The sequence below is a fragment of the Xanthomonas sp. BRIP62415 genome, assembly GCF_003993515.1.
GTDB classification, from domain to species: domain Bacteria; phylum Pseudomonadota; class Gammaproteobacteria; order Xanthomonadales; family Xanthomonadaceae; genus Xanthomonas; species Xanthomonas euroxanthea.
In genome coordinates, this window is the sequence record NZ_QEZH01000013.1 from 131,903 (window position 1) to 155,179 (window position 23,277).

Consider the following 23,277-nt stretch of genomic DNA (forward strand, 5'->3'; position numbering starts at 1 on the left):
GATCCTGTCCATCAAGACCCGCGCGAGTCCGACGAAAGTACGACTAGTCGCTCAACCGCATCCCAGGAGGCGAGCCATGACGACTGATGCTCGCCATCCCATGCTGCGCTTCAAGCGCCCACTGATTATCACGCGCCCTGGCGAACGATTGGCCGGTGATGCCAGAAACAGTATCGAGATTGGCTCTGATGCGATCTGGATCGATGGCTTCGGTCGCATCGGCAAGACCTATGGTGTTCGCCAACTTATCCAGACCGATGCTTGGCGGCCGTTCCCAATGTATATGATCGAGTTCAGCTATACAAAGCCGGCCAAGCCAGGCGAAGGCTACTTTGCCAGTTCCTTACTGCTGCAGCAAGGGCAGACGGTCGCGGCAAGCGCGACAAGTAACGGCACGCTCATGCGTGCAGTTCGCATGTTCCAGGAGGAAGGCCACCGTCAGGGCGCGCAAGTGATCGGCGTGGCTTTCAACGAGGCAAACCGCTTCACTGCCGACGAGTACGAGCACGTCATGTCGATCGTGAATGAGTGTGAGAAGACCGGGCGAATCTTCTTTTTCTTTATCAATCAAACCGACTCGGGGCGCTTCGACCGTTCGGCGATTGACAGGCGTCCGCCCCGCCACATTTATGGACGCTTCTTCACCACCTCCCACCACTACACGGGTCTGCTGTGGGAGATCCCTAAGGCCGATCGAGAACATCAACTTGCCTCGGACGTGGCCCTTGCCTTTCGTGAGTATGACGAGGAGCTAGTTTGGCCCGAAGGATCTGGCATCTCTTATACGCAATATTTTGCACCCAAGGCATACGCGCTGGGCTGGCGGTTGGGTACTCAGGTCGATCTCATCCGCTTAGTGATCAATTCCCTGCGTGCCGAACACGGCCTGCCTGACGTCGTGGAATGGCCGATGCAGTCATTCGAACGATTCGTGTACTTTATCCTGGTCCGAGTAGCCTACGAGAATCCGGAGTTCAGTGAACTCACGGAAACAAATATTCGTGGAGGGCTGCTACGCGCGGGCTACCTGGAAATCGAGCCGGGCTATCGGGGCATGCCGGCATGATCATTCCTGCTGCTCAGCCGAGCCGCCCTATCACGCTACGAGGGACAGTATCGCGCGACTCCTTGACGCCGTTTGCTTCTTCGCTGACGACTCCGTTTGTGGGTATGGACCTTAGAGTCCTACCTGCAACATCTGCCTTCGGGTTACTTGCGCGGCTCGTGCGGCTCAATGCCCTTGACCCGATCGACCTCTTTCGGCTTTTTGGAATCCGCAGCCGCCGGGCGGATGACCTATCGGAGCTGATGACCTTCTCTGACGTTCGCCAAGCGGCTCTGGCTCGCGCCCTGCACCTACCCACAGTGCCGCCGACGTGGAATCTGACGGCATGGTTCCCCTTTCAGGCGCCCTCGAACATCCTCAAAACTGGTTGGGTACTCCGCTATTGCCCGCAGTGCATGCATTCAGGCTACCACACGCTACTACATCAATTACCCTGGATCCAACGTTGTCCTTGGCACGGCGTTGCACTACAGAACACGTGCATGCGCTGTGGCAGGAAGCCGACCGCGCTCGCCGATTGGTGCTTCGACGAGAATCTAGCGTGTGAATGTGGACACTCCTTGCTGTCGACCGAGGCAGCTCTCAAGCAATCGGCTGGTCCGCCCTCAGGGGCCGCTGACTTCCTCGCTATCTACCTGGACTGGGCCACCAGCGAAAGAGGACGCACCATTCTCGTCATGCCGGAACTGCCGGCCGACGCGGCGGCAGCACTGGCGGGCCTTGTTCAGTTGCCGAAGGCTTTGGAGTGGAGGTGTGGCAAGCCTCAGGTCGCTCTTCACAAGCGTTCTTGGCGAACCACCATCCATGGTCCCCGCTGTAATCAGGAAGCTCTTAGGCAGCTCGACACGTTGCGGCAGGACCGCCCTGGTTTCCTTACCGTCCCTGCTCAGATTCGACCGGCGGTCGCAAATGTAGCGGCAGATCTAGCACTCAAGCTGCCCGCGAGTACTCTCACCGACCGTGAAATGACGCTGTTCTTAACTGGAGTCGGTATCGAGGCGCCGGCGACCTTTCGACCCGCCCGGCGAGGGTTCTCCGGATCACTCTCCGCACTTCCCCCCTGGGAGGTTGCCGGGCAGCAGTTCCTCAATCTTGCCTGCCTTCACCCTGCGTCCTACCGTTCTGTCGTGAAGTTGATCGACATCGCGCTGGATGGCAGGTCACTCTTCGACTTCCACGGCCAGGCCAAGATGGAAGAGCTAAATCTCTTGATCAAGGTATGTGGGTGTCTTCTGACGCGCGGGTATGCCGAAGGCCTCAGAGCCACGCTGTCGCAACACATCCCCGACCTGTTTGGAATGCGGCGGGACTGCCCTCATCTGACACAGCCCTGGATGCTAGCGGTTGTCAATCGTACGAGGCTAGCTGAAGTACACGCCACGTGGTACCCGCTGGGAACTCCCTACATGGCAGCAAGTTTGCTCGAAGAAGCAGATGAGGCTAATCAGCGTCGCGAACGAGCTCACGGCCGAGGGCGGCCAAGGAGTCACCGTCAATAACGGGCATCAATGAGTGCGTTACCTGGATTACTAGGCATTCTTAAGTGCGGGGCCACAAACATGGCCCCTTTTGAATGCGTAGCGCGCAAGGATGGTTCATCGAGAGTGCACAGGCTCACGCACTGTTACATGCTCCAAAATGAGGAGTGCTAAGAAAAATCAAGGACATAGCGAGCGCACTTTAGAGTGCGGTGTACACGTGTCCTTTTTGCTTGGATCATGTCCTTCATTGTTTTTGTTGAGCGCGGCATTGTCTAACCAGCAGCCGCATCAACCCTCCCCAATGGCCGCACTCTGTCATCCTGGATTTCAACAGCCGCATACTGGGATCCACAGAAACCTCAATACCGTACCCTGAGAGCCCCGGTTTCAACGCTGCTTTAGTTTGAATTCCTTCCTGGTGCGTGCGAACAACAATGCCGCGCTCAACATTGGGCATTGCTCGCCAATAGGCCAGCAAGGTGGGCACCGCTCTCTTTGATGGTCCGCCGACGCACTCCGGGTGTCTATCGTTCCGGTAGCCCAAATGGACGGCTTCACCCTCTAGGATCTCTTCCAGGCCGCCACTTAAGCCGCGTGGCCTGCATTGCGTGCTTGATAACGGGTCAACAGGCTCGATCGAAGGGACGGCGTGCGTCCCACAATAGCGGTGAGCGTCCGGCCAAGAAAACCGCCCTTTTCGCGGCAGACGTCATGGCGATGGCCGCCACCTGCGATGCTTCGCTGATCGGCGGCAAGCGCGATCGCGCCTTGCTCTACTTCGCCTTTGCCAGTGTAGGGCGCCGGCATGGCGAGGTGGTCAACGCAACGATCGCCAATCTTCGGGACCTCTAGGATGGAGGCTTTACCTATCACTTAGACAAGGGCAAGACGATCCATTTAAGGTTCCGTGGCCGGCAGGAGCTTTGACAAGCCGATCCTGGGCGAAGCTGCCGCCGCGCTGCAGGACTGGCTGGCCTGGCCGGTATCGTTGACGGTACGATATTTCGACGAGTACGGCCACGTAAGCTCGGCGGGGCCTTGAGTGACAAGGTGGTGGCGGTGATTGTGAAGAAGCGCGCCTAGATTGTCAGTCTGGAGGGTGACCTTGGTGGCCATAGCCTGCGATCAGGCTTCGTGACTGATGGCGCCAGCCGAGGAATTGCCTTGCTGGGGCTCATGGCCGTGATGGATCACCGCTCAGTAGCCAGTGTCGTCGGCTACTTCCAATCGGGCGACACGTACCTGAACCTCGCCTCGAACCTACTAGACAGCCCTTTGCCGGCCGGAAGACTGGATGGCGCCCTGAAGATTCACGGGGAATAGCCCCGTATGAATTCGAATTCGGCTGATCCATCCTGTAATCGTCGCTTTCGCGACAAGCCAGCAGTCTGACGACTGCGGCTCCAATGACTAGGAGACATGAAAAATGTGTAAGGAACCCCTGCCCTACCTTCACTCGACTAAGGTCGTTGTTCGCCAAGGGCAGCAGCTCTGGCACCTGCACCAGGCCCTGCAGGAAAATTCCGAAGCGGAAGTGGTGACCGAAATGGCTCGCGCTTATCAGGAAGTGGGCCGTGTGGCTACGCTGTCGGAAGGCCTGGTCCTCGCTGGCGCAGTTGTGACTGCTTATCGCAGCACTGAGGATGGTGAGCGCGTTCCACAGGAAATGCGGGCTCGGCTGAGCAAGGAGCGCCGTAAGGCGCGTAAGCCGACTCAGGCGCCAGCCACGTAATGCCTCGCTCGACGATTAGATCGTCAGCCGAGGCGGCCCTCGACAAGGAGCTCATTCTTGTCGGGGGCACTTCACCCTCTGGCGATAGGGGGTTGCCCGATAAGGCAGCTTCATTAAATATACTAAAAGACATGCTGTCCCTAGGGTCTGCCAAGGAGGTCGACGCCACCGATGACGAGTTGCGGATATTCGGAAAGATTTGCTTGCTACTTTCTCAAAAGCGCAAGAAATGGCTAATGGCGACGCACTCGACGTTGCCGCATGGTCCGCCCGATAAGCAAGATGCAGCAGTAAAGAGATTTACTACCCGGGTCGCGATCCCTGCTGATTGCGCTCCCCCCAGTGAGGCTGACGTTGACTCGGCAGCCGAGTTGTTGGGGCGCAAGGAGCTCATTTGCAAGCTGAGGAGTTTCGTGCCTGACGACGAACTCGCGCAGTTTAGTGCCATCCTAGATTTTTATGACGCTTCTAGCGATAGTTCTGGCCGTCGGATCGACTGCTTGCCAGGGGTGGCCGACGTGCGCGGAGTTCTAGTTCTACGTGGAGTCCAAGAGTTTTGCTATAAGCTCGCGCATGACGCCCCGTTTTCGCTCCCATTAGAATGGGATGGCGCCCTGCCTGGCTTGCTCGCTGCAGCTCAGAACGAGAAGCTGCGTGCATGTGAAGCTGAGCTTCAGCATCACAAGATTCGTTGGCATAGAATTTCGGCTCAATGCAGCCGAGGTGACAGTCTTTTCTCACGCTTACTCGTAAATATATCGATGAATAGGTTCCTTCGGGACGAGGTTTCCATTTCTCGGCATGCTAGCGAGGCTTTGGAGATCCAGTTAGGTTTGGTGAGGGAGCTGGAGGAAGGCGGGCAAGCAAAATTAGTCGAGCATATTAAAATTTTTACTAATGGCGGACAGGTAGATTGCCATCGCCTGTCGCACGCGCTCTTGGCAGTATCCGCTGCGCGTTCAGGGCGGTCCATAAGCCCGGGCGTTGCAAAAATCATTGAGCGGCAAGTGGGGCTCATCCAAAGCAGCTGTTACTTAACGGAATTTAGTGGAGAATCTTCGAATTCACACATCTTGAGATCGGAAGCTAGAGTGCTAGCATGGCTAGTCCTGGCTTGGGCCTTTTTAAACAAGGCTAAGGTTTCGAATGAAGATCCGCTCATCAAATCTAAGAGGGTCTTCTTGATTTCTGAGCGCTCGCACCCTCATTCGCATGGTCAGGGGATGATTCTTCGCCGCCGATTGGTATCATCTCTAGTAGTAACTCGGCAACTCTACTGCATTTCAGCTGCGTCGTTGGTAGGTCAATATGTCTATTCGTCAGGGATTAGAGGGCTGGCCAATGACGCTGTGACGACCGCCCTTCGAAGAGCAAGTCTAGCTGGATGGCTTGCGATTTCGGAAGACCTAAAGAGATTTATTTGACACTGGATAACCAAGGAAAGTTAGCTTAGAGTTGATTCGATGATAAAGGCAGCCTGCCGGCGCGTAGCGTTGCCGGCAGGGAACTCCTTCATTTGAGTGCAACGAATCTAATTGCGAATATTGCCTGCTGATCCCCGGCTACCTCGGCAGCGCCTCCGGTAATCCCGGTATATGGGCACTTGATGCGCTTATCTACGTATGCAATACACTGTTGATGCTTTAGCTTCCTTTTTGTAAGCGATAACGGGTAGGCTTGCCGAGTTGCGCCCTTGGATCCGCTAAAATCGAAGTCTGCGTAGATTAGCTTTCGATCGAGTTGCTTTAGGCCGCTCAACCATGCCGCGGCAGTTGCCACGGATTTGTCAGGTGAAACTTTGTAGCTTGCGATCACTTGCCTGATCCTGGTTAGTGTGGGGTCAGACAGAACAAACGAGTAGCGGCTCTGATCCTCCGATCGATACACTGCCGCCGCGAGCGGCGAGGACGCATCTACTGCATCGATTGATTTCCACTTTCCAGAAGTACGCACAAGTAGCTCAACCCCATGAGGAACAGGTTCGCTTGGCGGGCGCTGAGTGCCCACTCTGCTCAGATCTGCTGTAATTGCATGCTGAACTTGCAGTGCATAGAGAGGCCTTAAGCGCCCCACACGCGTCCAGACTGCAGTCCCCCGCGCGAATCGGTTGATAATTGCCGCGTCCCAAGTCTCTAACTTCTTAATGTTCCATTCGATATGAAGCTTCATGCTGCTATCAGCTGGGTGACATAGGAGCGTCATCGGCAATCCACTCCTTGCCGTTGGGATCGGTTCTTTCGCCTTGGTCTTTGTGACGCGCCCTTGGCAAAGCAGGATCGTGCGGTCGGTTTTTAAGGTGTCAGGACGGGCAAGATCGCAGGCTGGCGTTGCAATGATTAGAGCACTCCTTGGTTCCCTTCCCTTTATGCAATCTTCGGTGCGGAAGAACACATCACCAAGATAAAAATAACCGTCTTTGGGCCCCCTTTTTAGTTTGGATTCTTGTTCTAGCCTCGATGGGGCATGAATCACGTTTCCCATGTACACGTCGCGCACTGATGGACGGAGTGCGAATCTTGATCGAGGAATATTTTCGCGTCTCCATGCGTCAACTTCAGCGGCAAAATTCCACAGCCTCGGATCAGACTCAATCAAATAAGATAGATATTCAAGGGAAAGCTCTGTAACGTAAACGCCAAGGGGCATCTTTTCAATGCCAGCTGTGTTGGACTGAAGGATCCTGTAGTCGGCAATGTCGAGATCGAGAAGGGACTGCTTTAGGGAATCAGCAGATGCATTTATAGCAGAAACTACATTGTCGATCGAAGCCCTCATTCGACCTAGGTGCAAATACGCAACTGCGTAGCTTGTAAGCAGATCCTCAAACATTTGATCTTGGCTGAATATGGCCTTATCAATAGACTCAAACTGAGAATGAAAAATCCCAGCAGCATACCTAAAGGCCTCGGCGGACGACGGTAAGGCGCCGGAAAGCGTAGACATAAGAAACACGAAGGGGTTGCCTTCATGTTTTTTGTGCAGCCGTGTGTAGGCTGATATCGCAGCCGCAGTGTCGACCCTTCCACCTGCAGTGTCTTGCATTTGAAGGTCTAGAAACAAAAGGTGAGGCGGGTGGCTATCATCAATGCTTTCGATTGCACCGTAGCGCTGGACTGTGAGGTTTGCTTTAACCAACTTGCTTTCAAGCTTGTCAACCTCTTGGCGCCTGCTTGCCTTTTGGTCATCGTATGTTTTAAAGACAGTCTCAGCGCCAGGAAAGTCCTTTTTACCTCGATAAAGAGCGCCAGTGCCATCCAGTGTGACCAAGCAAGCCGTGATGAATGCTTCATCATCTAACTCGTCCCAACCCTCTGCGTCGTCAACCCTAACGCGCGCTCTTAGCTCGCGCAGTAGTTGATCGAATTTCTCTCCAATGCCATTAATTACTTCTTGAGCTTGGTCGCGGGTCAATGGCGTACTGGGCACTTCATCATAGGCGTCGTCAACAATGATCGCGTGCGTAATGCCAGCATTGTGAAACGAGTCAATGAGATTCATTATTTAAGGTCCTTTCTTCAACTCAAGTTCAAATCCGTTAAACCTGTTCGGCCGCACGCTCCCCTCTCCAGACAGCGTCAAGGATCCGCCCTGCATTTCCGCGCTCTGCCTCGCTATATAGAGACCCAATCCCTTTCGCCGGACGTCGGAATCGGGCTTCGTTGAGAAAAATGGCTCGAAAACAATGCGTTCTCTTTCAACAGGAATGCCAGGACCGTTGTCAGAATAGTAAATTCTTGGTGGATCGGCTGAGATTACTATGCTAATGGCTGCATCATGACCGGGACGTTCTTCCCGCCACACATCCAGCCAATAAATTGAATTATTGATCAGATTTTCAAGAATTTGAACAATGTTTCCCTCTGCGGCAAATGCCTCCACTGGCCCGATAATGTCGATGTTACAATCAATTTTAATGCCGTGCCGCTCAAACTGCGATGCATGACCCTCTAAGACGTATGAGACGATGTGGCTAATGTCCTGGGTGCTTCGCCTTTGTCGTGCCGGAATTGAGAGCGGCTCTAATGCTTGGAGGCGCTTTTTGATGACACCCACTTGCTTGGAAAGCGTCTTCAATGCAGACGCGGTGCCGGAGTCAAGTGAGCCCGCTGGGACGGCTTTGATGGTCTTGAGCGTATCTTCGGTAGCTCTGGTTAGTTCATGAGCGACTACTTCCGTCATCAGCCCTATTCCTGCGAGCTGAGTAAGGCGCTCCTTCTGATCTTCGATTTCTTCAATGTGCTGTATAGCGCGGCGGTGAGCATCCTTGATTTCGAGGAATGCGTCCTGAACTTCTTTAAGATGCGCAGCTTCTCCGGTGTATAGTCTACCGATAGCTTTTAATGAAGTATCGGCACGCTTCTGTAGTGCTTTTACACCTGTGGTTTCATCTTGGCTATCATAACTACTTTTATCGCTGCTTTTCTTGGCTCGAGTCGCTTCGGTAAGGTATGCTCTCCACCACTTCTGAATTAGATTATTCAGTAGTGACACAAGCGCAATTTTGGCCGGATTCTCTATGAGCCCTTGACGGTTGGTCTGATCCAATAGCTTCGGGTTTGTCAAGCGGCCGATCCTCACTCGCCCGATGATTTGCTTGGTATTTAGCTTGTAGCCCGAGGAGGAGAGCGCAATTCTGTCTAGCCCTAGCCAATCATCACCCTCATCACCGTAGGGAATTACTCGATATCCATCTCTGAACAAGAGTATTCCTGCCCAAGAATTTACCAGCTTCTGCACCTCATGGCGGTCTAGCCCGGGTATGGCCTTGAGCCTTTGGCGGTTGTACCAATAAAAGTCAAATGAAAAATCGCCAATGCTCGAGAGTACTGAGAATGGATGGCCAGCATCCTTAAGGCGAGCCATTGGATACAGATCTGTTTTGTCAAATGTGAGGCTTTGCTTTGGACCGTCGTAAAGTAAAGACTCCATTTCAAGAGTCAGGGAGATAGATCCGTCTTCAGCTATCGCAAACTTTCCTGAGCACTTCGCGTGTGCATTCTTCAGTAAATCGGAGGATACTGATCTATCTTTAGCGATAGACTCTCCGTTGAAGAGAAACCGTACGGGGAAGCGCCGACCCTCCCAGGAGAACGGGTCCATGAGCCGAACGATCTGTCGCGCCATCATGGACTCGACGGCCTCAGCGCTCCATGTCGAGCGCAAGTCGGAAATGATTAAGCGGGTAAAAGAGGGTTCTTGGCCTTTATGCCCTCCTCTCTTCGGAACAATGGCAACCGAGCTGGCAGGGAGTTCGTCCGCCTCCTCGAATTGCCTCCAATCGATTTCTAGAATGTTGACCTTTTCGTCCGACGCTTTTGCTGACTCTACGCGCAATCGATGACCTAGCCTCATCACTGAAAGCCGTCCGACGCCCTTTTCACCAAGATAGGGTGTTGGTTGCCGTTTGTCTTTTAATGCATTCCTTACCGCTGACGCTCTGCTTGTCGTGCCGATTGTTAGATAGATAGTCCTGAGATCGTTGAGGGACATGCCATGCCCCCAATCATGGACAGTAATCGTATTGCAATCCCTATAGGCGCGTTCAGCGCTCTCCAAAAGATCGGTGAGCTTGGTTGGCTTTTCAATCGCATCTCGAAACACGCCGGCCTGAACGTCCGGGGCGGTTGCTAAGATGGAGCTAAGAAGTGCTGCCCGTACGGCTTCTCGTCTATCTTTTCGGCTTGCATCCCCCTCGGCAAGTTCCATAGCGGATCGGAAGTCGGAGTCCTTGATAACGATATTAAATTCGATTGATACGCCCCGCGCTGACTGGGCATCGATAGCGTTTTTTATCAGCTCGTAGAGCGCAACTGAATCAGAAGATATTAGCTCTGCGCCTAGCTGCAGTATCGTCCGCGCGCTAATGTGAAATGCCATGTGATGCTCTCCTTAGCTACTCAAAAGACTCGAGGTTAGACCGTGCAGATGACGCAGCCATCATCCTCAGTCACTTCTCGCTGCGCTCGGAAGATATCGGCCAGAGATTGATTGTCTTTAGAAGACAGCCTGGCCGGCCGTTTCAGAGCATCCTGCTTGATCTGCGCCACACGCTCCGGCCTGCGCAGCTCGGCCAGCGGCTCCCCCTGCGACCAAGTGAACAGGTTGCCCGTGGGCACGTACTCCCGCTCGTAGGCCTCGGCTTGCTCGAAAAGGTTCGGATAGGTCTCCAGCAGGTTCACCCACTCGATCTTCTGCTGATAGAAGCAGAAGAAGCAGCCAGAGCGTGTGCGGCCCCAATTGGTGTAGGGTGGCATGCCAACACCCGACTGATGCAGGATCCGTACGATGTCTGCATACACCAAGCCGTCTTCGATGAACGGATAGACCGGAATGATGTTTTGCTTGGTGCTGACGTAGCCCTGGCGATCTTCGTCAGCACGGATGCCGACATAGTTCAGCACTGGCTCTTCGCCAATGTAGGCTTCAAACGGTTTCAGCTTAAGCATCTTGGTGCACCAGCGGCGATGGTTAGACGGGATCATCCCGCCATACATCTCATACCAATGGTCAAAGCCCTTATCGGCATTGAGCCTGATTACTGGCCGTCCAAGGTAGTCGCCAATGCGATCGAGGTACTCGTACGTCTCGGGCAGCTCTTTGCCCGTGTCGTTGAAGATGTACTCCATGTTCGGGATGCGATCGCGCATGTACAGCGCAAGCGCTGCGCTGTCCTTGCCGCCCGAAAGGCTGAGGATGTGTCGGGGTTCGGTCATGCCACGCTCTCCGGCTGGGTTGCGGGTAAATCAGATGAGAATTCCAATAGCAGGCGAGCCAAGGCGTATGCCGGCACCGGCAGTCGAGACAGAGCCGCACGAAGATCAGCCATATCCTCTGACCCCAGCAGACCCTCAGCATCTGCGGGTACAGCGATAAATCTCTCCTTGCCCTTCTGATCCACGACATGGACCGCGACTGCGGCATGATCAGGCGACTTTGAAGCTCCGGTCAATTTGTTCAAAGCCACCACGCGCGTCAAAAGCGTGTACACCCGGCGAACCTCGCCTCGGAATCGGACGATGGTTTCATCGTGCCAAGTGTCAATGCTGCGGCCACCGAGCAGGCTGGCCAGAGAATCGATCCATTGGCGATCATCGCGCTGCCCGTCCATGGAGCGTTGCATGAAAGACTTGAGCGCATAGTCGACGACTTCGCCCATTGCCCCTTCGGACAGCGCGATGATGTGAGGACGCACATCTGCCACATCGCGCACGCCGACCTCATCTGCGAGCACCAATGTGATCTCCGAACGCAGGTCATTGAGGCGCTCAGATCCTGCCCGCAGCATGCCTTCTAAGCGAGCACGCAGGACCTCAACGGCCACCTTGCTCTTACCATCAATTGGCTCTCGGACCTTGATTGCCCCAAGCGCGAATGGAATTGTCACCGTGAGAAGCTCGATCGGGTCGGAAGCCTTGTTCAGCAGCGCCAAAACCGCACGATGTGAAGCGTCGAGCTTGGTGGAATTTAGTGTGTGCTCCGGAAGGGCCAGGTACCAGTCGTAAATCGCGCGAGTGATCTCGGCGACCGTGGCACCGACGGCGGCCGAACCAAAATGTCTCTGCAGCACGGTCTGGTACATAGTCAGAACGGAGGCCGTAGAAGACTGAGCGTGGATCATGTGCAGCTCAAATGCCTCAGGCTTCTTAACCAGCCTACCCAGGTGGCTGTCCTCAAGAACCGTGAGGTAGCTGCCGCGCTCACGCAGGATGATGGCGTCGCGGTTGACACTCAAGAAAGCGGCGATCAGTAACAAGGAGACGCTGTGTCGCATGCCAAACGGAGCGTCTGCAAGATGATCCATGACCTGTCGGATCGTCACCAGACCCTTGGTGTCGAGCATTTCGCCCAACGCATTCCAGGCCGGCATCCAATCGCTGCCCGGATTGGGGGCTTGGAAGCGCCATGCAGCGCCATCTGCGCGATGCAGCCCGGTATCTTTGAACAGGGACAGGTAGATCGCCATTTCAGGCGGAGTTTGCTGGATGCCTAAGTCGGCTTCACCGGCATTGGCAAACATCCGTTCCAGCAAGCGCTGCCGGGCTGCGGCTGCAGCGCTGGAAATCGCTGTGCGGTTAATAAGCTCATTACGGACTCGCGGAGCCTGGACGTAGAGATTATCGAGGATGGTGGAAAGCTGCTGGTTCAGCTGGCGCCCGCTGGTTATGTCAAGACGCTGCCCCAGGTGCCACCAAATAACGCCGTCCGTGCCCTGCCCCGGCACTCGCAGGTCTGCCAGGCGCAGCGAGATGTTGGCGGTCACCCTATGAATGGACTGCTTGACCTCGTTACGCGCATAAGTGTCGACGCGCAGGTCCGCACACTCATTCTCCAGCTGCGTCCACGCGGCAAGATCATCTGCAAGTTCAAGGTCGTCCTCGCTCACCTTTCTCAAGGCAAAAAGACGACCTGGTACTGATGAGGCGCTCATTGCCTCTAGTTGGCGACCAAGGAATGCCGCATCTTGGTCCGGATAACAAGGGATGATCAGGATCTCGGCATCACCGTTGATGGCCTGCTCAGCTCGCCCATGGATCTGTACGATCTCATCAAACAGGTGAATCTGGGCCGTCCGCAGCGTTCCGGTCTCAAAGTAATGTCGGTGTGCAACCATGGGTCGTGCGCCGGGAAGGTGCTGCAGCAACGAGCCCAGCCGTTGTGTAGGCTGTAGTCCCTTGCGGATGCGCGAATACTCGCTTGCAACATCCACACTGCTCTGCGGCCAAAGACACAGCTCCTGGGTCGCCGGTCGCACATAAAGTAGAGATTTCTGAATCAGCTTCTCAACTGCCTCGGCAATGGCAGGCGAGTCAACTCGGTCGTCCAAAGCGAATGACAAATTTGCGAAGGTCACAGGTAGTCCAGGCTGGGGCTCAAGCAGGTTCAGCAGACCCACGGCTTTCAGGCACATCAGCTCTTCGGTCTCGTAGACCGGTGCAGAGCGGAGCGTTTCCTGAAGAAGCGACCAGCGCTTCAAGCGCTCCTCATCGAGCGTGCGCAGAGTGCCCTGAGCAAGCAGCCAGTCGCAAAGATCGGTGATGCGGTACCACTCGCCCGGATCCAGATTGCGGCGGCGGATATAGTCTTGGAACGCAAAAGGCTCAGAGGCCAACAGGAACGAGAACGTGGAACGCTCGTTTTGTCCAAAGCGTCGGAACATTGAGACGGCGGAAAGCAATGCGGCGGGGTGAAGCGGATACAGGCTTTCGCCACCAATCCCCTCCCCCTTCAGCAATCCTGAGTCCATCAGCCCCATTTTGCTCGCCTGCATATAAAGTTCTTTGGACCGAGCTGACACGCCCGAGCGCTTGTAAGCAGCGCGATCGGGCTCCAGCGCTCGGGCAATGAGCTTGGCAGTGCTTTCAAAGGTCTGAACGAACGAAATGTCCTCGAACCGCTCAGCAACTTTCGCCCATTCCAGGCCTGCACGACGATCACGACGACCACTTGCGTAGTCATCGAAGCGCTGATGCAGGAAGCCGATGACTGCCACAGGGATATCGTCCACGCGACCGCCACACTGCTCGGCCAAGGCCTGGAAGAACGACGCATCGATCTTGGAGTCAGGTGCCGCGGCGTACTCCAGCCAGCGGCCCATTTCATCAACCAAGATCAGGAGGCCTTCGGAGGCAATAATGGCCGAAGCGATCAGTGCACGCACCTCACCCAGAAGCTCCAGCACTTCGCTAGCGCTACCCTTGCCAGTTTGCCGGGATTGGATAAAGTCACTCAGCCGGCTACGAAGCTGCTTCTGGCTTGAGCTTGTCCGGCGTCGAGCTAAAAGCTCGTCAAGTGCACGAGCGAGCGCGACGCTCGCATCCTCTTTGGCGCCAGTGATGACTAACACCTCATATCGTGGCAGCTTACGCAAGTCCGGGAGCAGGTCCTTGGCTTGCTCATCAAGAACCGCACCTGCAGCGCCTTTCTTGGTCAGTGGCTGGCTGAACAGGTTTGCCAGCAGTAGCCCGAAGGCAGACTTGCCACTTCCGTAACTGCCAGTAACGCGCCAGGCGCGCTGGGTTGATGCTGCAGAAAGACCCTTGGACAGGCGCGCAAGCGCCTGACGAACACCATCAGTGATCAGATAGCCTTCGAGCGCGCCGACGTCGTCCAGATCGCGGGAGATGTTGACGGCGCGCACATATCGGCTGCGCACGCCAAGCGCGTCCTTAATGGTCATCTTGCGATTGCTCATACATACCCCACTTCAGATTTGGCCTTACGTACGTCTGCTGTCAGCAGAGTGATTGCTTGGAGCTCCGCACCGTCGGAAAGGTGGAAGAGGTCCGGGCGAACTGCGCACGCCTCAGCTATCAGTTGCATAAGCGCACGCTCGTCCAAGCGCAGCGTTAGGCCAGGACTGCCAAATCCCGTCTGAAGCGAACGGAGAGAGATGGTCTTGTCGCTTGGAGCAGCCAACTCCCAGTAATCCAGCATCACGCGGATGAATGTCTCAAGCGAAAGGTGCTTCCAAGGGCCCCGCGAGAATTCAATCAACTCCTCCTTCTCGCCGGCAGGTACGATGCGTGCAAGCCCAAGCTCTTGAAGCGGGCTTCCCAGGCGTTCCTCAACACTCGCGCGCTCGGCGTTTGGGGACGCGGCGTAGGTACTCAGGAATATGTCCAGATGCTGGCGAACGGTGGTGGCAGACAGCTTCTTATCCAGTGATACCGCATGTCGCTCCAATCGCTGGAGCAGGTAGCGCTTAAGCACTTCTTTTTCGGGCAACTGAAAGAATGCGACATGCCATGCCGCGAGATCGGCCTTTGCCGCCAAGCGCCAGTGAAGCAGCCAAAGACTGCCGACGTCTTCCAGGTAGGGGTCTGCACCGTTTTTCTGGTCAAGCAGCCAGTTCGCGAACGGAGTAGCTGCCGGATCCGTCCTGGGGTGATCCACCATCAAACCAAACGCTTGCATCCAAAAGCGTACAGATTTGACCATGTTGCGACCGATGCCCAGGGCAACCATGACCTGCTCGTCGACTCGAACGGCTTCAGGGCGCCGGACCAGAAGGTCGTAAAACTTGGGTAGCCAGCCATAGCGGCATGGAAATGACTCATGGCCAGAGAAGCGATCTCCCGAAATCCGTTCAGCAAGATTCGCGGTTGCGGCGTCAAGCATTTGATTTTTAAGCCTTTTTATACGGCGTCCTGCCCCAATGGCTTGCCGCCTGTGGTGAGTATAGGTTGCTGCTCCTCGTGGTCAATCTTGACAGCGTCCCGAGGTGGCTAGTCGCGAAGCTTCCCCACTGCCCACGCTAGGCGCTCGATTACATAGTCCACGTCTTCTTCGGTGGTCATTCTGCCTAGACCCAGTCTCAGGCACTGGGATGCCTCTTCCTTCGATAGACCCAACGCCATCAGCACAGGCGACGGCTCTGGCGTACCGGAGGTGCACGCCGATCCTGTGGACATCGCGATTTCCGGGAGCATGAGTAGCAGGCTATCGGCGTCAACCTCCTCAATACGAAGGTTTAGATTCCCCGGATACCGATGTATCGCACTGCCATTGAGGTGGACGCCTGCCAGCCTGCCAGCCAGCCCCGTTAGCAGCTTGCCCGCAAGACCGGAGATCCTACGGCTTTCGGTCACGCCCTCTTCCACCATCAGCCGCGCAGCCGTGGCGAATCCAACGGCAAGCGGCACGGGCACTGTTCCAGCCCTCAACCCGTCCTGTTGTTTGCCTCCGGTGATTTGAGGGCGCAGAACCTGGCGGGCGCGCTCGTTCAGAAAAAGTGCCCCGATGCCTTTCGGTCCATAGATCTTATGGGCTGAGACACTTAGAAGGTCAATGTGATGGCGGTGAACGTCGATCGGGACACGGCCGTAAGCCTGAGCTGCATCGACATGGAACAGAACCCCACGATCCCGGCAGATCGCACCGGCATCAGCGAACGGCTGTACGACACCGATTTCACTGTTCACCGCCATCAGCGAGACGATCCGGGTTGAAGCTGTGATGCTTGCTGCCAGCGCCTCAAGGTCGATCAATCCGTCATCGCCTACAGGCAGGCATGTTACCGAGCAGCCGTTCTCCTGGAGGGATGACAGCGTGCTGAGCACACTGCTATGCTCGGTGACACAACTGATGAGGTGTGACTTTCCGCGCTTAGGAAGTGCGCCGCGCAGTGCAAGGTTATTGGACTCAGTGGCGCCCGATGTCAGGACGATTTCACGAGCTGTTGCGCCAATGACCTGACCGATATCCTCCAAGGCTTGGTCCACGGCTTGCTGTGCTGTGATCCCGAACCGGTGTTCAGAGGAGTGGGGATTGCCAAACGTGTTGGTAAAGTACGGGACCATCGTCTCCATAACCCGGGAATCGACGGGCGTGGTCGACTGATAGTCCATAAAAATGTCACGCATCACCGAGCTTCGCCGGTCGAGTTCGATTCAAAAGGCATCATCCACGCACCAGTTGTGGCCTCCCACCCCCTAATCTCCTCTAGAAGCTTGTCTGCATCTTTCTTGACAAGCGTGTCCAAGCCTCGTGGGAAGGTGGTTGTGTACGACGGCAAGTGCACATTTTCGTTGGTTGTTGTGCTCGCCGCCGCTCGAAGAACGCTTTGGTGTGCAAGAAATACTCCAAGCCGCCTGCTCAGCTCATGATTTTCGCTTCGGACCAAGCCAATTTTCTCGTATAGCAATTTTACGACCTGATCGTTGACAGACACGATCTCTTTTACAGTTCCCATGAGGGTGCCATGGTGAGCCAAGAGATAGCCCATCTGCTCAATGAGTCGGAACGGTATCGCAGCAGACCCATCAGCGGGGACGACAAATAGTGACTCTCCCTTTTGACCCTCTGGATCCGGCCTCATCTCATAGATACGGTCTGAGCAGCCACTCTTGATCAACATCTGATAGAGCTCACCTCGTACCGTCACGTTTTGAACCAGTAGCGCTTCAAGAGGAGCGTAAAGTTCATAGAGTTGTCGGCTCTTGAAGTCCATGAGCTTGGATGCAGCAGCAATGCCAGCCGTGGCTCGCGTCGCCTTGCCCTCGTTCTTTAAGCGCCGCTTTTGCAGGCGAGCGGTTGAAAAATTAGCCAGGGCCGCACCTAGTAACACGCCCAATACGCTTAAAATTGCAGGCGCGAGTTCTTTCAGTGGCGAAGGCTTGAGGTCCTTCACACGAATGGCGAGGTCTTCCTGTCGACGAAGCATCAGCTCCATCTTCGCTTCACTTGAAGCGGCAGCCCCAGTGGCGCTTGCTTCGACCACAGATGCAGGCAGAGATAGAGCCGGCTTTCCAACTGGGTCTGCTGGCGGCTTGCCGCTTACGGCAGGTTCTAGACTTGTCACTTCAGTCATTGCCGGCGTATTGCCAGAAGTTTGAACCCTACCCACCTGAGCCTGAGTGCTATCGCCTAGTGCTGCACTCGCCTGTGACTGCATGGTCAGGGCCACAGACAGCGCCAGTGAAAAGGCGGTCATCCAGACTTGTTGCCGCGCCATGCTCCCCCCCCTGGCTGATGAATAGGGAGAGTATCCTTCCAGAGGGGGAAGTTTTCCAGCTTCCATCGTGTAATTGTTGACCTACACCCTAACCCTCACTCTCCTCGCCAGCTGCCTGGCTTTGACCTACTTCTAACTAAAGAAGAAAGCTCGATCTGCAGAATCAACGATCAGGTGACGTGCCTGATGCCTCACCGTTTGGAAGCAAGCGGCTGTCGACCGTTACCACCAAGGATTGCCTTGCCCATTGCCTGAGCACTGAGCGACGTCCCCCGTTCTGAGTAGCGGCCGGGTTTAGAGTCCGGGGCTAATGTGACCCCCCCCCGATAGCAGGGCCATCAGTCGGTAGAGATTTCGCCCTCTTTCGGCGCCAGGGAATTCGCTTGGGACCCGTGTTCTCGGGCGAATTCCGCAGGGGTTTTCCATGCCAGTGCACTGTGGGGGCGCTCCTCGTCATAGAAGCGCCGCCACGCTTCGATTTTGCTCCGTGCATCGGCTAGGGACAAGAACCAATGCTCGTTCAGACACTCCTGTCGCAGCCGGCCGTTGAAGCTTTCCACCATCGCGTTGTCCGTCGGCGTGCCTCGTCGGGAAAAGTCTAGCTCTGCGCCGTTTTCATAGGCCCAGCGGTCCATCACCTTGCCGGCAAACTCACTGCCGTTATCCACTTTGATCGCTTCCGGCTTGCCTCGTTGAGCGACCAGCCGCGCCACTGCGCCGGCGACATCGTCAGCGCCCAAGGACTGATCCACGACGATATCCAGGCACTCATGCGTGAAGTGGTCCAGCACCGGCAGCAGCCGGAAGCGACGTCCATCGAACAGCGTGTCACTGACGAAGTCCATGCCCCACAGCGTGTTGGGCGCCGTGGCCACCTTGATCGGTTGCCGGCGACGACTACTGCGACGACGTCGCCGGCGACAATGCCGCAGCGACAGGCCTTCTTCCTTGTAGATGCGATGCACCCGCTTGTGGTTGTCCCGCCAGCCTTCGCTGCAGCATCACCAACACCCGTTCGCAGCCATAGTGGATGCGCGTCTGCGTGATCTCGCGCATCCGCAAGCGGATGGCGCTGCAGTCGCGCGCCTTGGCCTTGTACGAAAACGCCGAGCGCGACATCGCCACGATCCGCAATGCGCGTCGTTCGCTCACGCCGAAGCGCTCTCTCAAGCGGGCAACCCAGCTGCGCTTCTGGGGCGCCCTTAGAGTTTTTTTGTGACCTCCTCCTGGAGCATCGCCTTGTCCAGGCTCAGGTCGGCAACCAGCTGCTTGAGCTTGCGGTTTTCCTCTTCCAGCACGCGCAGGCGCTTCAGTTCGGAGGGGCCAAGCCCACCGTATTTCTTGCGCCACACATAGAACGTCGCCTCCGCGATCCCCATCTTGCGACACACCTCGCCAACCGCCATCCCCAGCTCGACCTGCTTGAGCGCGTACGCGATCTGCTCTTCGGTAAAACGGGACTTCTTCATCGCCTGATTCCTCGTGCTCCACGGGGCCCATGCGGGGCGAAGTGTCTACTTTGCGTTGCGCCTGTTTTCCGGGGGGGGGCAGGACGTCGGCGCTTCTACTGGCCCGTCCACTGGTGTGCAGTTGCGACTCCAGATGCAGAGTTGCCTGAAGGATCAACTCTGCTATCCGGCTGAGGTGCGAACACTCACGACACGATGACTCAGAATAAACAGGCACAAAAAAGCCCGGAAGATGGCCGGGATTTTTGTTTACGTAGTGATGATGTAACCGCGGGCGATGACGGCTTTCCTTAGCGGAATTCCCCACTTATGTCTCCAGCTGCCCCAGGCACCGATGATGCAGTTCAACGGCGTGGCATAAGGTTCGACCTTAATTTGAGGATGAGCGGATTCCAGCGTCGACCGCTGTCGCTTCACTGCCCAGTAAAGATCGGCTTTCGGCGTTGCCAGAAGCAGCGTCTTGCCTGGGCCCAGCAGATCAATAATGGCCGTTAGAGCTATGTCAGGGTGAACTTTGAGGCTAACGTCGCATTTGCTCCACTGCTGTATTCGACTGGCCCTATTGAAGTGCAGTGCATAGTGATCGCGTCCCACATGCTCAAGCTGATAGGCATACCACCGCTGCTTAGCGTGAGCATGATTGCTGGCATGCATTGGACGCGGCTTAGCGTGAGTGAGTTGTCGGAAAATAATTGCTGCTATGACGCCAAGAAGGCTGCTCGAAAGAACAGAGATTAGAAGAAGCAAATTCCGCCGCAATTGAGGGTGGTAGTAGGTCAGTTCGAGGTGATTGGCAGCGGAGATAGCACCAAACATGGCTAGCAGTCCGATGCACAGAAAAAAGCTGTAAAGAGCAACGACCATCATCTGTTGATCGGATGGCCACCTGGTGCATACCGGCCTGTCGAACGCAACCCGACACAGCCATTCGATCAGGGGGCTCGCAGCACGCCAGCGCCAATCGATCAGTGGGATGGCTACAAAAATAGCCAGGATCAGCCAATTTTGCTGAGAAGTGAGGCACATAGGAACCTAAGTAGAGTCCCAGCCCTAACAAAGCGCCGGGGTGATGGGGTGGGATGGATTAGGTTAGTGAAGCGCGTAATAGTTCGAGAACCTGCAGCACAATCGGAAGCTTGTGGGCTCCCTCAAGTCCGAGGGACCGCAGGAAGTCATTCCAGTCCACCTCGCCTTTTCTGGCAACCGGTCAGATCCTCTTGACTGCTGTGCGCGTGCTAGGCATCAGCGCGCAGCATGGCCTTGGTGTCGTTGCGGGTACCTAGGCAATGCGCCCCGCTTGGCGTACTCGCTGAACGTTGCCTTCAGTCAAGCATAGTAAGTGGCGCGGTGGATGCCCGGTGCCCGACACATCGTCTCTGACTGGCACTCGTGCGTGCGGTCCTCCAGGCATGCGTATTTCATGCGGATTTCTTACAAATTAAGCGGCGACCTTTTGTAGATGTCGCGCCACTCAATGGCCGGGCGCAGCTCGGGCTTAAGGCGACGCACCTCGCCAACGGCTCGCCCGGCTCCAGTCCCCTCCCAAGCCACCAGCAGAGGCGCCGGCTCCCAGTGCGATCTAGAGCGGGAATTGGTGGAAGTCGCGAACGTCGGTTTAGGGTACCTACTAGCGACCATCGAGATAAGAGGCCAATGGCGGCAGTACCAGCGGTAGCCGCCCTTCGATCCCTGCCCGCCAACGGCGGCCTTCAGCCTTCACGGGACATTGAAATCTGCAAACTGAACTTCCGCTTCGGGTCGGAAGCGGCCCTTCCCTACCCCCGATAAACATCCCTAATCGATAGCCACATTTCCCCAAGCTGCCCTCCTCAGCCAAGCCCGTTTTTGGCCAGAAACGGAGATTTTATCTGCTACCAAATTTCCGGAGATCACCAGCTAAAGCCGCCGACTCGTGGTCTCCTCGACTGCAGCATGGCATCATCCCGCCCGGGAGAACACCTTACGGGGGAACTACATGGAAGTTGATACTGCGCCTGGCGCGGCGGGTTTTTGGCGGCGGTCTGGTGCGTTCTTGGTCGACTGCCTGGTGCTCGGCGTGGCTGGTGCGTTGGCCGGCTGGGCGTTGATGGATGTGTTCGTGCGGATGGGCGGTTATGGGCGTTTGTTCGGATTCCTCGTTGCACTGACTTACTTCGGTGTCATGAACAGCGCGCTTTGCACAGGGCAGACCCTGGGTAAGCGCCTGCTCGGCGTGCGCGTGGCTGGCAGGGACGGTGCCCTGCTGCGGCTTCCGCAGTCGCTGCTGCGTTACTCGGTATTGGGTGTCCCGTTCTTCCTCAACGGCGCACCGTTCGACAGCGACGTATTGCTCTCGCCAATGCAGTATGTGTTGACGCTGCTGATCTTCGGCGGGACGCTCTCGATCCTTTATCTGTATCTGTTCAATCGCCGCGGCCGCCGGTCGTTGCACGACCTTGCAGTGGGAAGTTCGGTGGTGACCGCGCAGACGCCGGTCGCCGCCGTCAGGCCGATGCCGGTGTGGCGTGTGCACCTGGTCGTGGTCGGTGTGTTGCTGGTTGCAGCCGCAGCGGTACCGGCGTTTACCGGGCAACTTGCGCAGAGCGACGACTTCAAGGGCTTGCTGGCGGCCCAGGAAGCCGTCAGTGCCGAGCCGGGCGTGCAGTCCGTGCGCGTCGTTCACAATACGGCGTTCGGCACGCCGAATGTCGAATCTGTGGTTGTGCAGGTCAACCTGTCCGAACGGCGCATCGACGACAAAGCGTTGGCGGAGCACATTGCCAAGGTCGTCCTCGCCAACGACAAGAAGGCGGCCGCCATGTCGGCGATCCACGTCACGCTGGTCTACGGCTATGACCTGGGCATCGCATCGTCCTGGCGCTCGATGGGTTATCGGTTCGCTCCGAAAGCGTTGGCGGCGGCCAGTGACGGCGATGCCGCAGCGGGAATCGGAAAGTAGCGCATCCTGCCTTGCCGAAGGCAATGCCTGCGATACGGCGTGAGAAGGGGTATCGGGGGGCTTTGAGCAGCCGTGCTCCGCAGGTGGTGGCCAAGCGCCTGTAGATAATGCGTCGCCGCAAACGTGGTGCCTCGCTCCGCTGAAACGAGCTGGTTTCCCGGGCAACGCGGCTGCAGTATTCCTGCAGCCGGGTTTCCCGGGCAACGCGGCTGCAGTATTCCTGCAGCCGGTTACGCATGCGCTTACCTATCGGCACCTGTTACCGGGTGCAAAGAAAGGATGCGGCAGCTTATGTCGCTCACCGCATCTCGAAACGACGCCCGCCTTAACCCGCGATGGTAAAGACAGACCCCGAATCCACCCGGATCCCGGCGCCGTTGATGAAGCTGGCGCGCTCGGAGCACAGGAAGGCAACGGCCGAGGCCACTTCCTCCGCGCGGCCGCGTCGCTTCAGCACCATGCCGGGACGCTCTTCGTCCAGGAACGATTCGATCGCCTGCTCGAACGTGGTTCCGTTTTCGCTGGCGCGCTTTTGCATCATCTTGTCGGTCATCGGGGTGGCGATGAAGGCAGGCGACACCGTATTGACCAGCACGTTGTCCGGGCCGTAGGCCTTGGATAGGCCCTTGGCCAGGCTCAGGATGCCTGCCTTCGATGCGCAATAGGCCAGCTCGTCCACGTAGGGCTGCACGGCGTCTTCCGATGCGAACAGCACGATCCGGCCCCATTGCTTGCGGCGCATCGCGGGAATGGCCTGGCGACACATGCGCACCGCGCCCATCAGGTTGATGTCCAGCGTTTCGAGCCAGCCCGCATCGCTGACCTCCAGGAAATCGCCGGTTGCGCCGGTCACGCCCGCTGCGTTGATGTAGATGTCGGGGTCGCCCAATTGTTCGCGCACCTGTGTCCAGATGGCGGTGACGTCCTGTTCGCGGGTGACGTCGCCCTCGATGGCGATGATCTGCCCCAGGCCCGACAGCTCCGCCACGGCCTGGTCGAGCGTGCCGTCGGGCAGATCAGTGATTGCCACGCGCACTCCGGCTTCGAGCAGCTGCCGCGCGGTTTCCTTGCCCATTCCCGAGTCGCCGCCACTGATGAGGGCGATCCGATTGTTGATTCCGAGATCCATGCTGAACTC

At 56.6% G+C, this 23,277-nt stretch carries 15 protein-coding genes and 1 pseudogene; 5 read left to right on the top strand and 11 right to left on the bottom strand.

The window, feature by feature from the left end; genetic code table 11:
* The first annotated feature begins 76 nt into the window (after positions 1–76).
* Together EO141_RS03850 and EO141_RS21650 are read left to right on the top strand one after the other, a co-directional pair.
* A complete protein-coding gene (locus tag EO141_RS03850) occupies positions 77–1,066 on the top strand; it encodes a hypothetical protein (RefSeq protein WP_065031355.1) in 990 nt (329 codons plus the stop codon).
* A gap of 560 nt (positions 1,067–1,626) precedes the next feature.
* Complete coding sequence (locus EO141_RS21650) at positions 1,627–2,565, top strand: hypothetical protein (protein ID WP_065031356.1); 939 nt, start codon at positions 1,627–1,629, stop codon at positions 2,563–2,565.
* Positions 2,566–2,791: 226 nt separating this feature from the next.
* On the opposite strand, the gene EO141_RS03860 is transcribed toward EO141_RS21650, so the two are convergent.
* Positions 2,792–3,034: a hypothetical protein gene (locus EO141_RS03860; protein WP_127168554.1), complete on the bottom strand. Its 243-nt coding sequence runs from the start codon at positions 3,032–3,034 to the stop codon at positions 2,792–2,794.
* 224 nt (positions 3,035–3,258) lie between these two features.
* Between EO141_RS03860 and EO141_RS21320 the strand changes: the two genes are divergently transcribed.
* Both EO141_RS21320 and EO141_RS03865 read left to right on the top strand, forming a co-directional pair.
* Positions 3,259–3,399: a hypothetical protein gene (locus EO141_RS21320; RefSeq protein ID WP_164739049.1), complete on the top strand. Its 141-nt coding sequence runs from the start codon at positions 3,259–3,261 to the stop codon at positions 3,397–3,399.
* 574 nt (positions 3,400–3,973) lie between these two features.
* Positions 3,974–4,279 carry a hypothetical protein gene (locus EO141_RS03865; protein WP_127168555.1) on the top strand — a complete coding sequence of 102 codons (306 nt, stop codon included), beginning with the start codon at positions 3,974–3,976 and terminating at the stop codon, positions 4,277–4,279.
* Positions 4,280–5,791: 1,512 nt separating this feature from the next.
* On the opposite strand, the gene EO141_RS03870 is transcribed toward EO141_RS03865, so the two are convergent.
* From EO141_RS03870 to EO141_RS03910, 9 genes and pseudogenes are all read right to left on the bottom strand, one after another.
* Positions 5,792–7,777, bottom strand: coding sequence for a hypothetical protein (locus tag EO141_RS03870; protein WP_127168556.1), 1,986 nt, complete (start codon positions 7,775–7,777; stop codon positions 5,792–5,794).
* A gap of 3 nt (positions 7,778–7,780) precedes the next feature.
* Positions 7,781–10,156 (bottom strand): sensor histidine kinase, encoded by a 2,376-nt coding sequence (locus EO141_RS03875; protein ID WP_127168557.1) that lies wholly within the window; start codon positions 10,154–10,156, stop codon positions 7,781–7,783.
* A gap of 35 nt (positions 10,157–10,191) precedes the next feature.
* On the bottom strand, positions 10,192–10,992 hold the full coding sequence (locus tag EO141_RS03880; protein ID WP_127168558.1) for a phosphoadenosine phosphosulfate reductase family protein: 801 nt from the start codon (positions 10,990–10,992) through the stop codon (positions 10,192–10,194).
* Positions 10,989–14,471: a hypothetical protein gene (locus EO141_RS03885; RefSeq protein WP_127168559.1), complete on the bottom strand. Its 3,483-nt coding sequence runs from the start codon at positions 14,469–14,471 to the stop codon at positions 10,989–10,991. The genes EO141_RS03880 and EO141_RS03885 overlap by 4 nt, the downstream gene beginning before the upstream one ends.
* Positions 14,468–15,397: a DUF4007 family protein gene (locus EO141_RS03890; protein ID WP_127168560.1), complete on the bottom strand. Its 930-nt coding sequence runs from the start codon at positions 15,395–15,397 to the stop codon at positions 14,468–14,470. Before EO141_RS03890 ends, EO141_RS03885 begins: the two co-directional genes overlap by 4 nt.
* A gap of 107 nt (positions 15,398–15,504) precedes the next feature.
* Entirely contained in the window at positions 15,505–16,641 is a 1,137-nt protein-coding gene (locus tag EO141_RS03895; protein WP_127168561.1) for an aminotransferase class V-fold PLP-dependent enzyme, read from the bottom strand.
* Entirely contained in the window at positions 16,641–17,798 is a 1,158-nt protein-coding gene (locus EO141_RS03900; protein ID WP_127168562.1) for a hypothetical protein, read from the bottom strand. The genes EO141_RS03895 and EO141_RS03900 overlap by 1 nt, the downstream gene beginning before the upstream one ends.
* Positions 17,799–18,070: 272 nt before the next feature.
* A pseudogene (locus tag EO141_RS03905) lies at positions 18,071–19,201 on the bottom strand (IS3 family transposase).
* 249 nt (positions 19,202–19,450) lie between these two features.
* Positions 19,451–20,227, bottom strand: coding sequence for a hypothetical protein (locus EO141_RS03910; RefSeq protein ID WP_164739050.1), 777 nt, complete (start codon positions 20,225–20,227; stop codon positions 19,451–19,453).
* A gap of 949 nt (positions 20,228–21,176) precedes the next feature.
* On the opposite strand from EO141_RS03910, the gene EO141_RS03915 reads away from it, so the two are divergent.
* Positions 21,177–22,139, top strand: a complete 963-nt coding sequence (locus EO141_RS03915) for an RDD family protein (RefSeq protein ID WP_127168564.1) — start codon at positions 21,177–21,179, stop codon at positions 22,137–22,139.
* Between the two features lie 325 nt (positions 22,140–22,464).
* On the opposite strand, the gene EO141_RS03920 is transcribed toward EO141_RS03915, so the two are convergent.
* Positions 22,465–23,268: an SDR family oxidoreductase gene (locus EO141_RS03920; protein ID WP_119131954.1), complete on the bottom strand. Its 804-nt coding sequence runs from the start codon at positions 23,266–23,268 to the stop codon at positions 22,465–22,467.
* Positions 23,269–23,277 lie beyond the last annotated feature (9 nt).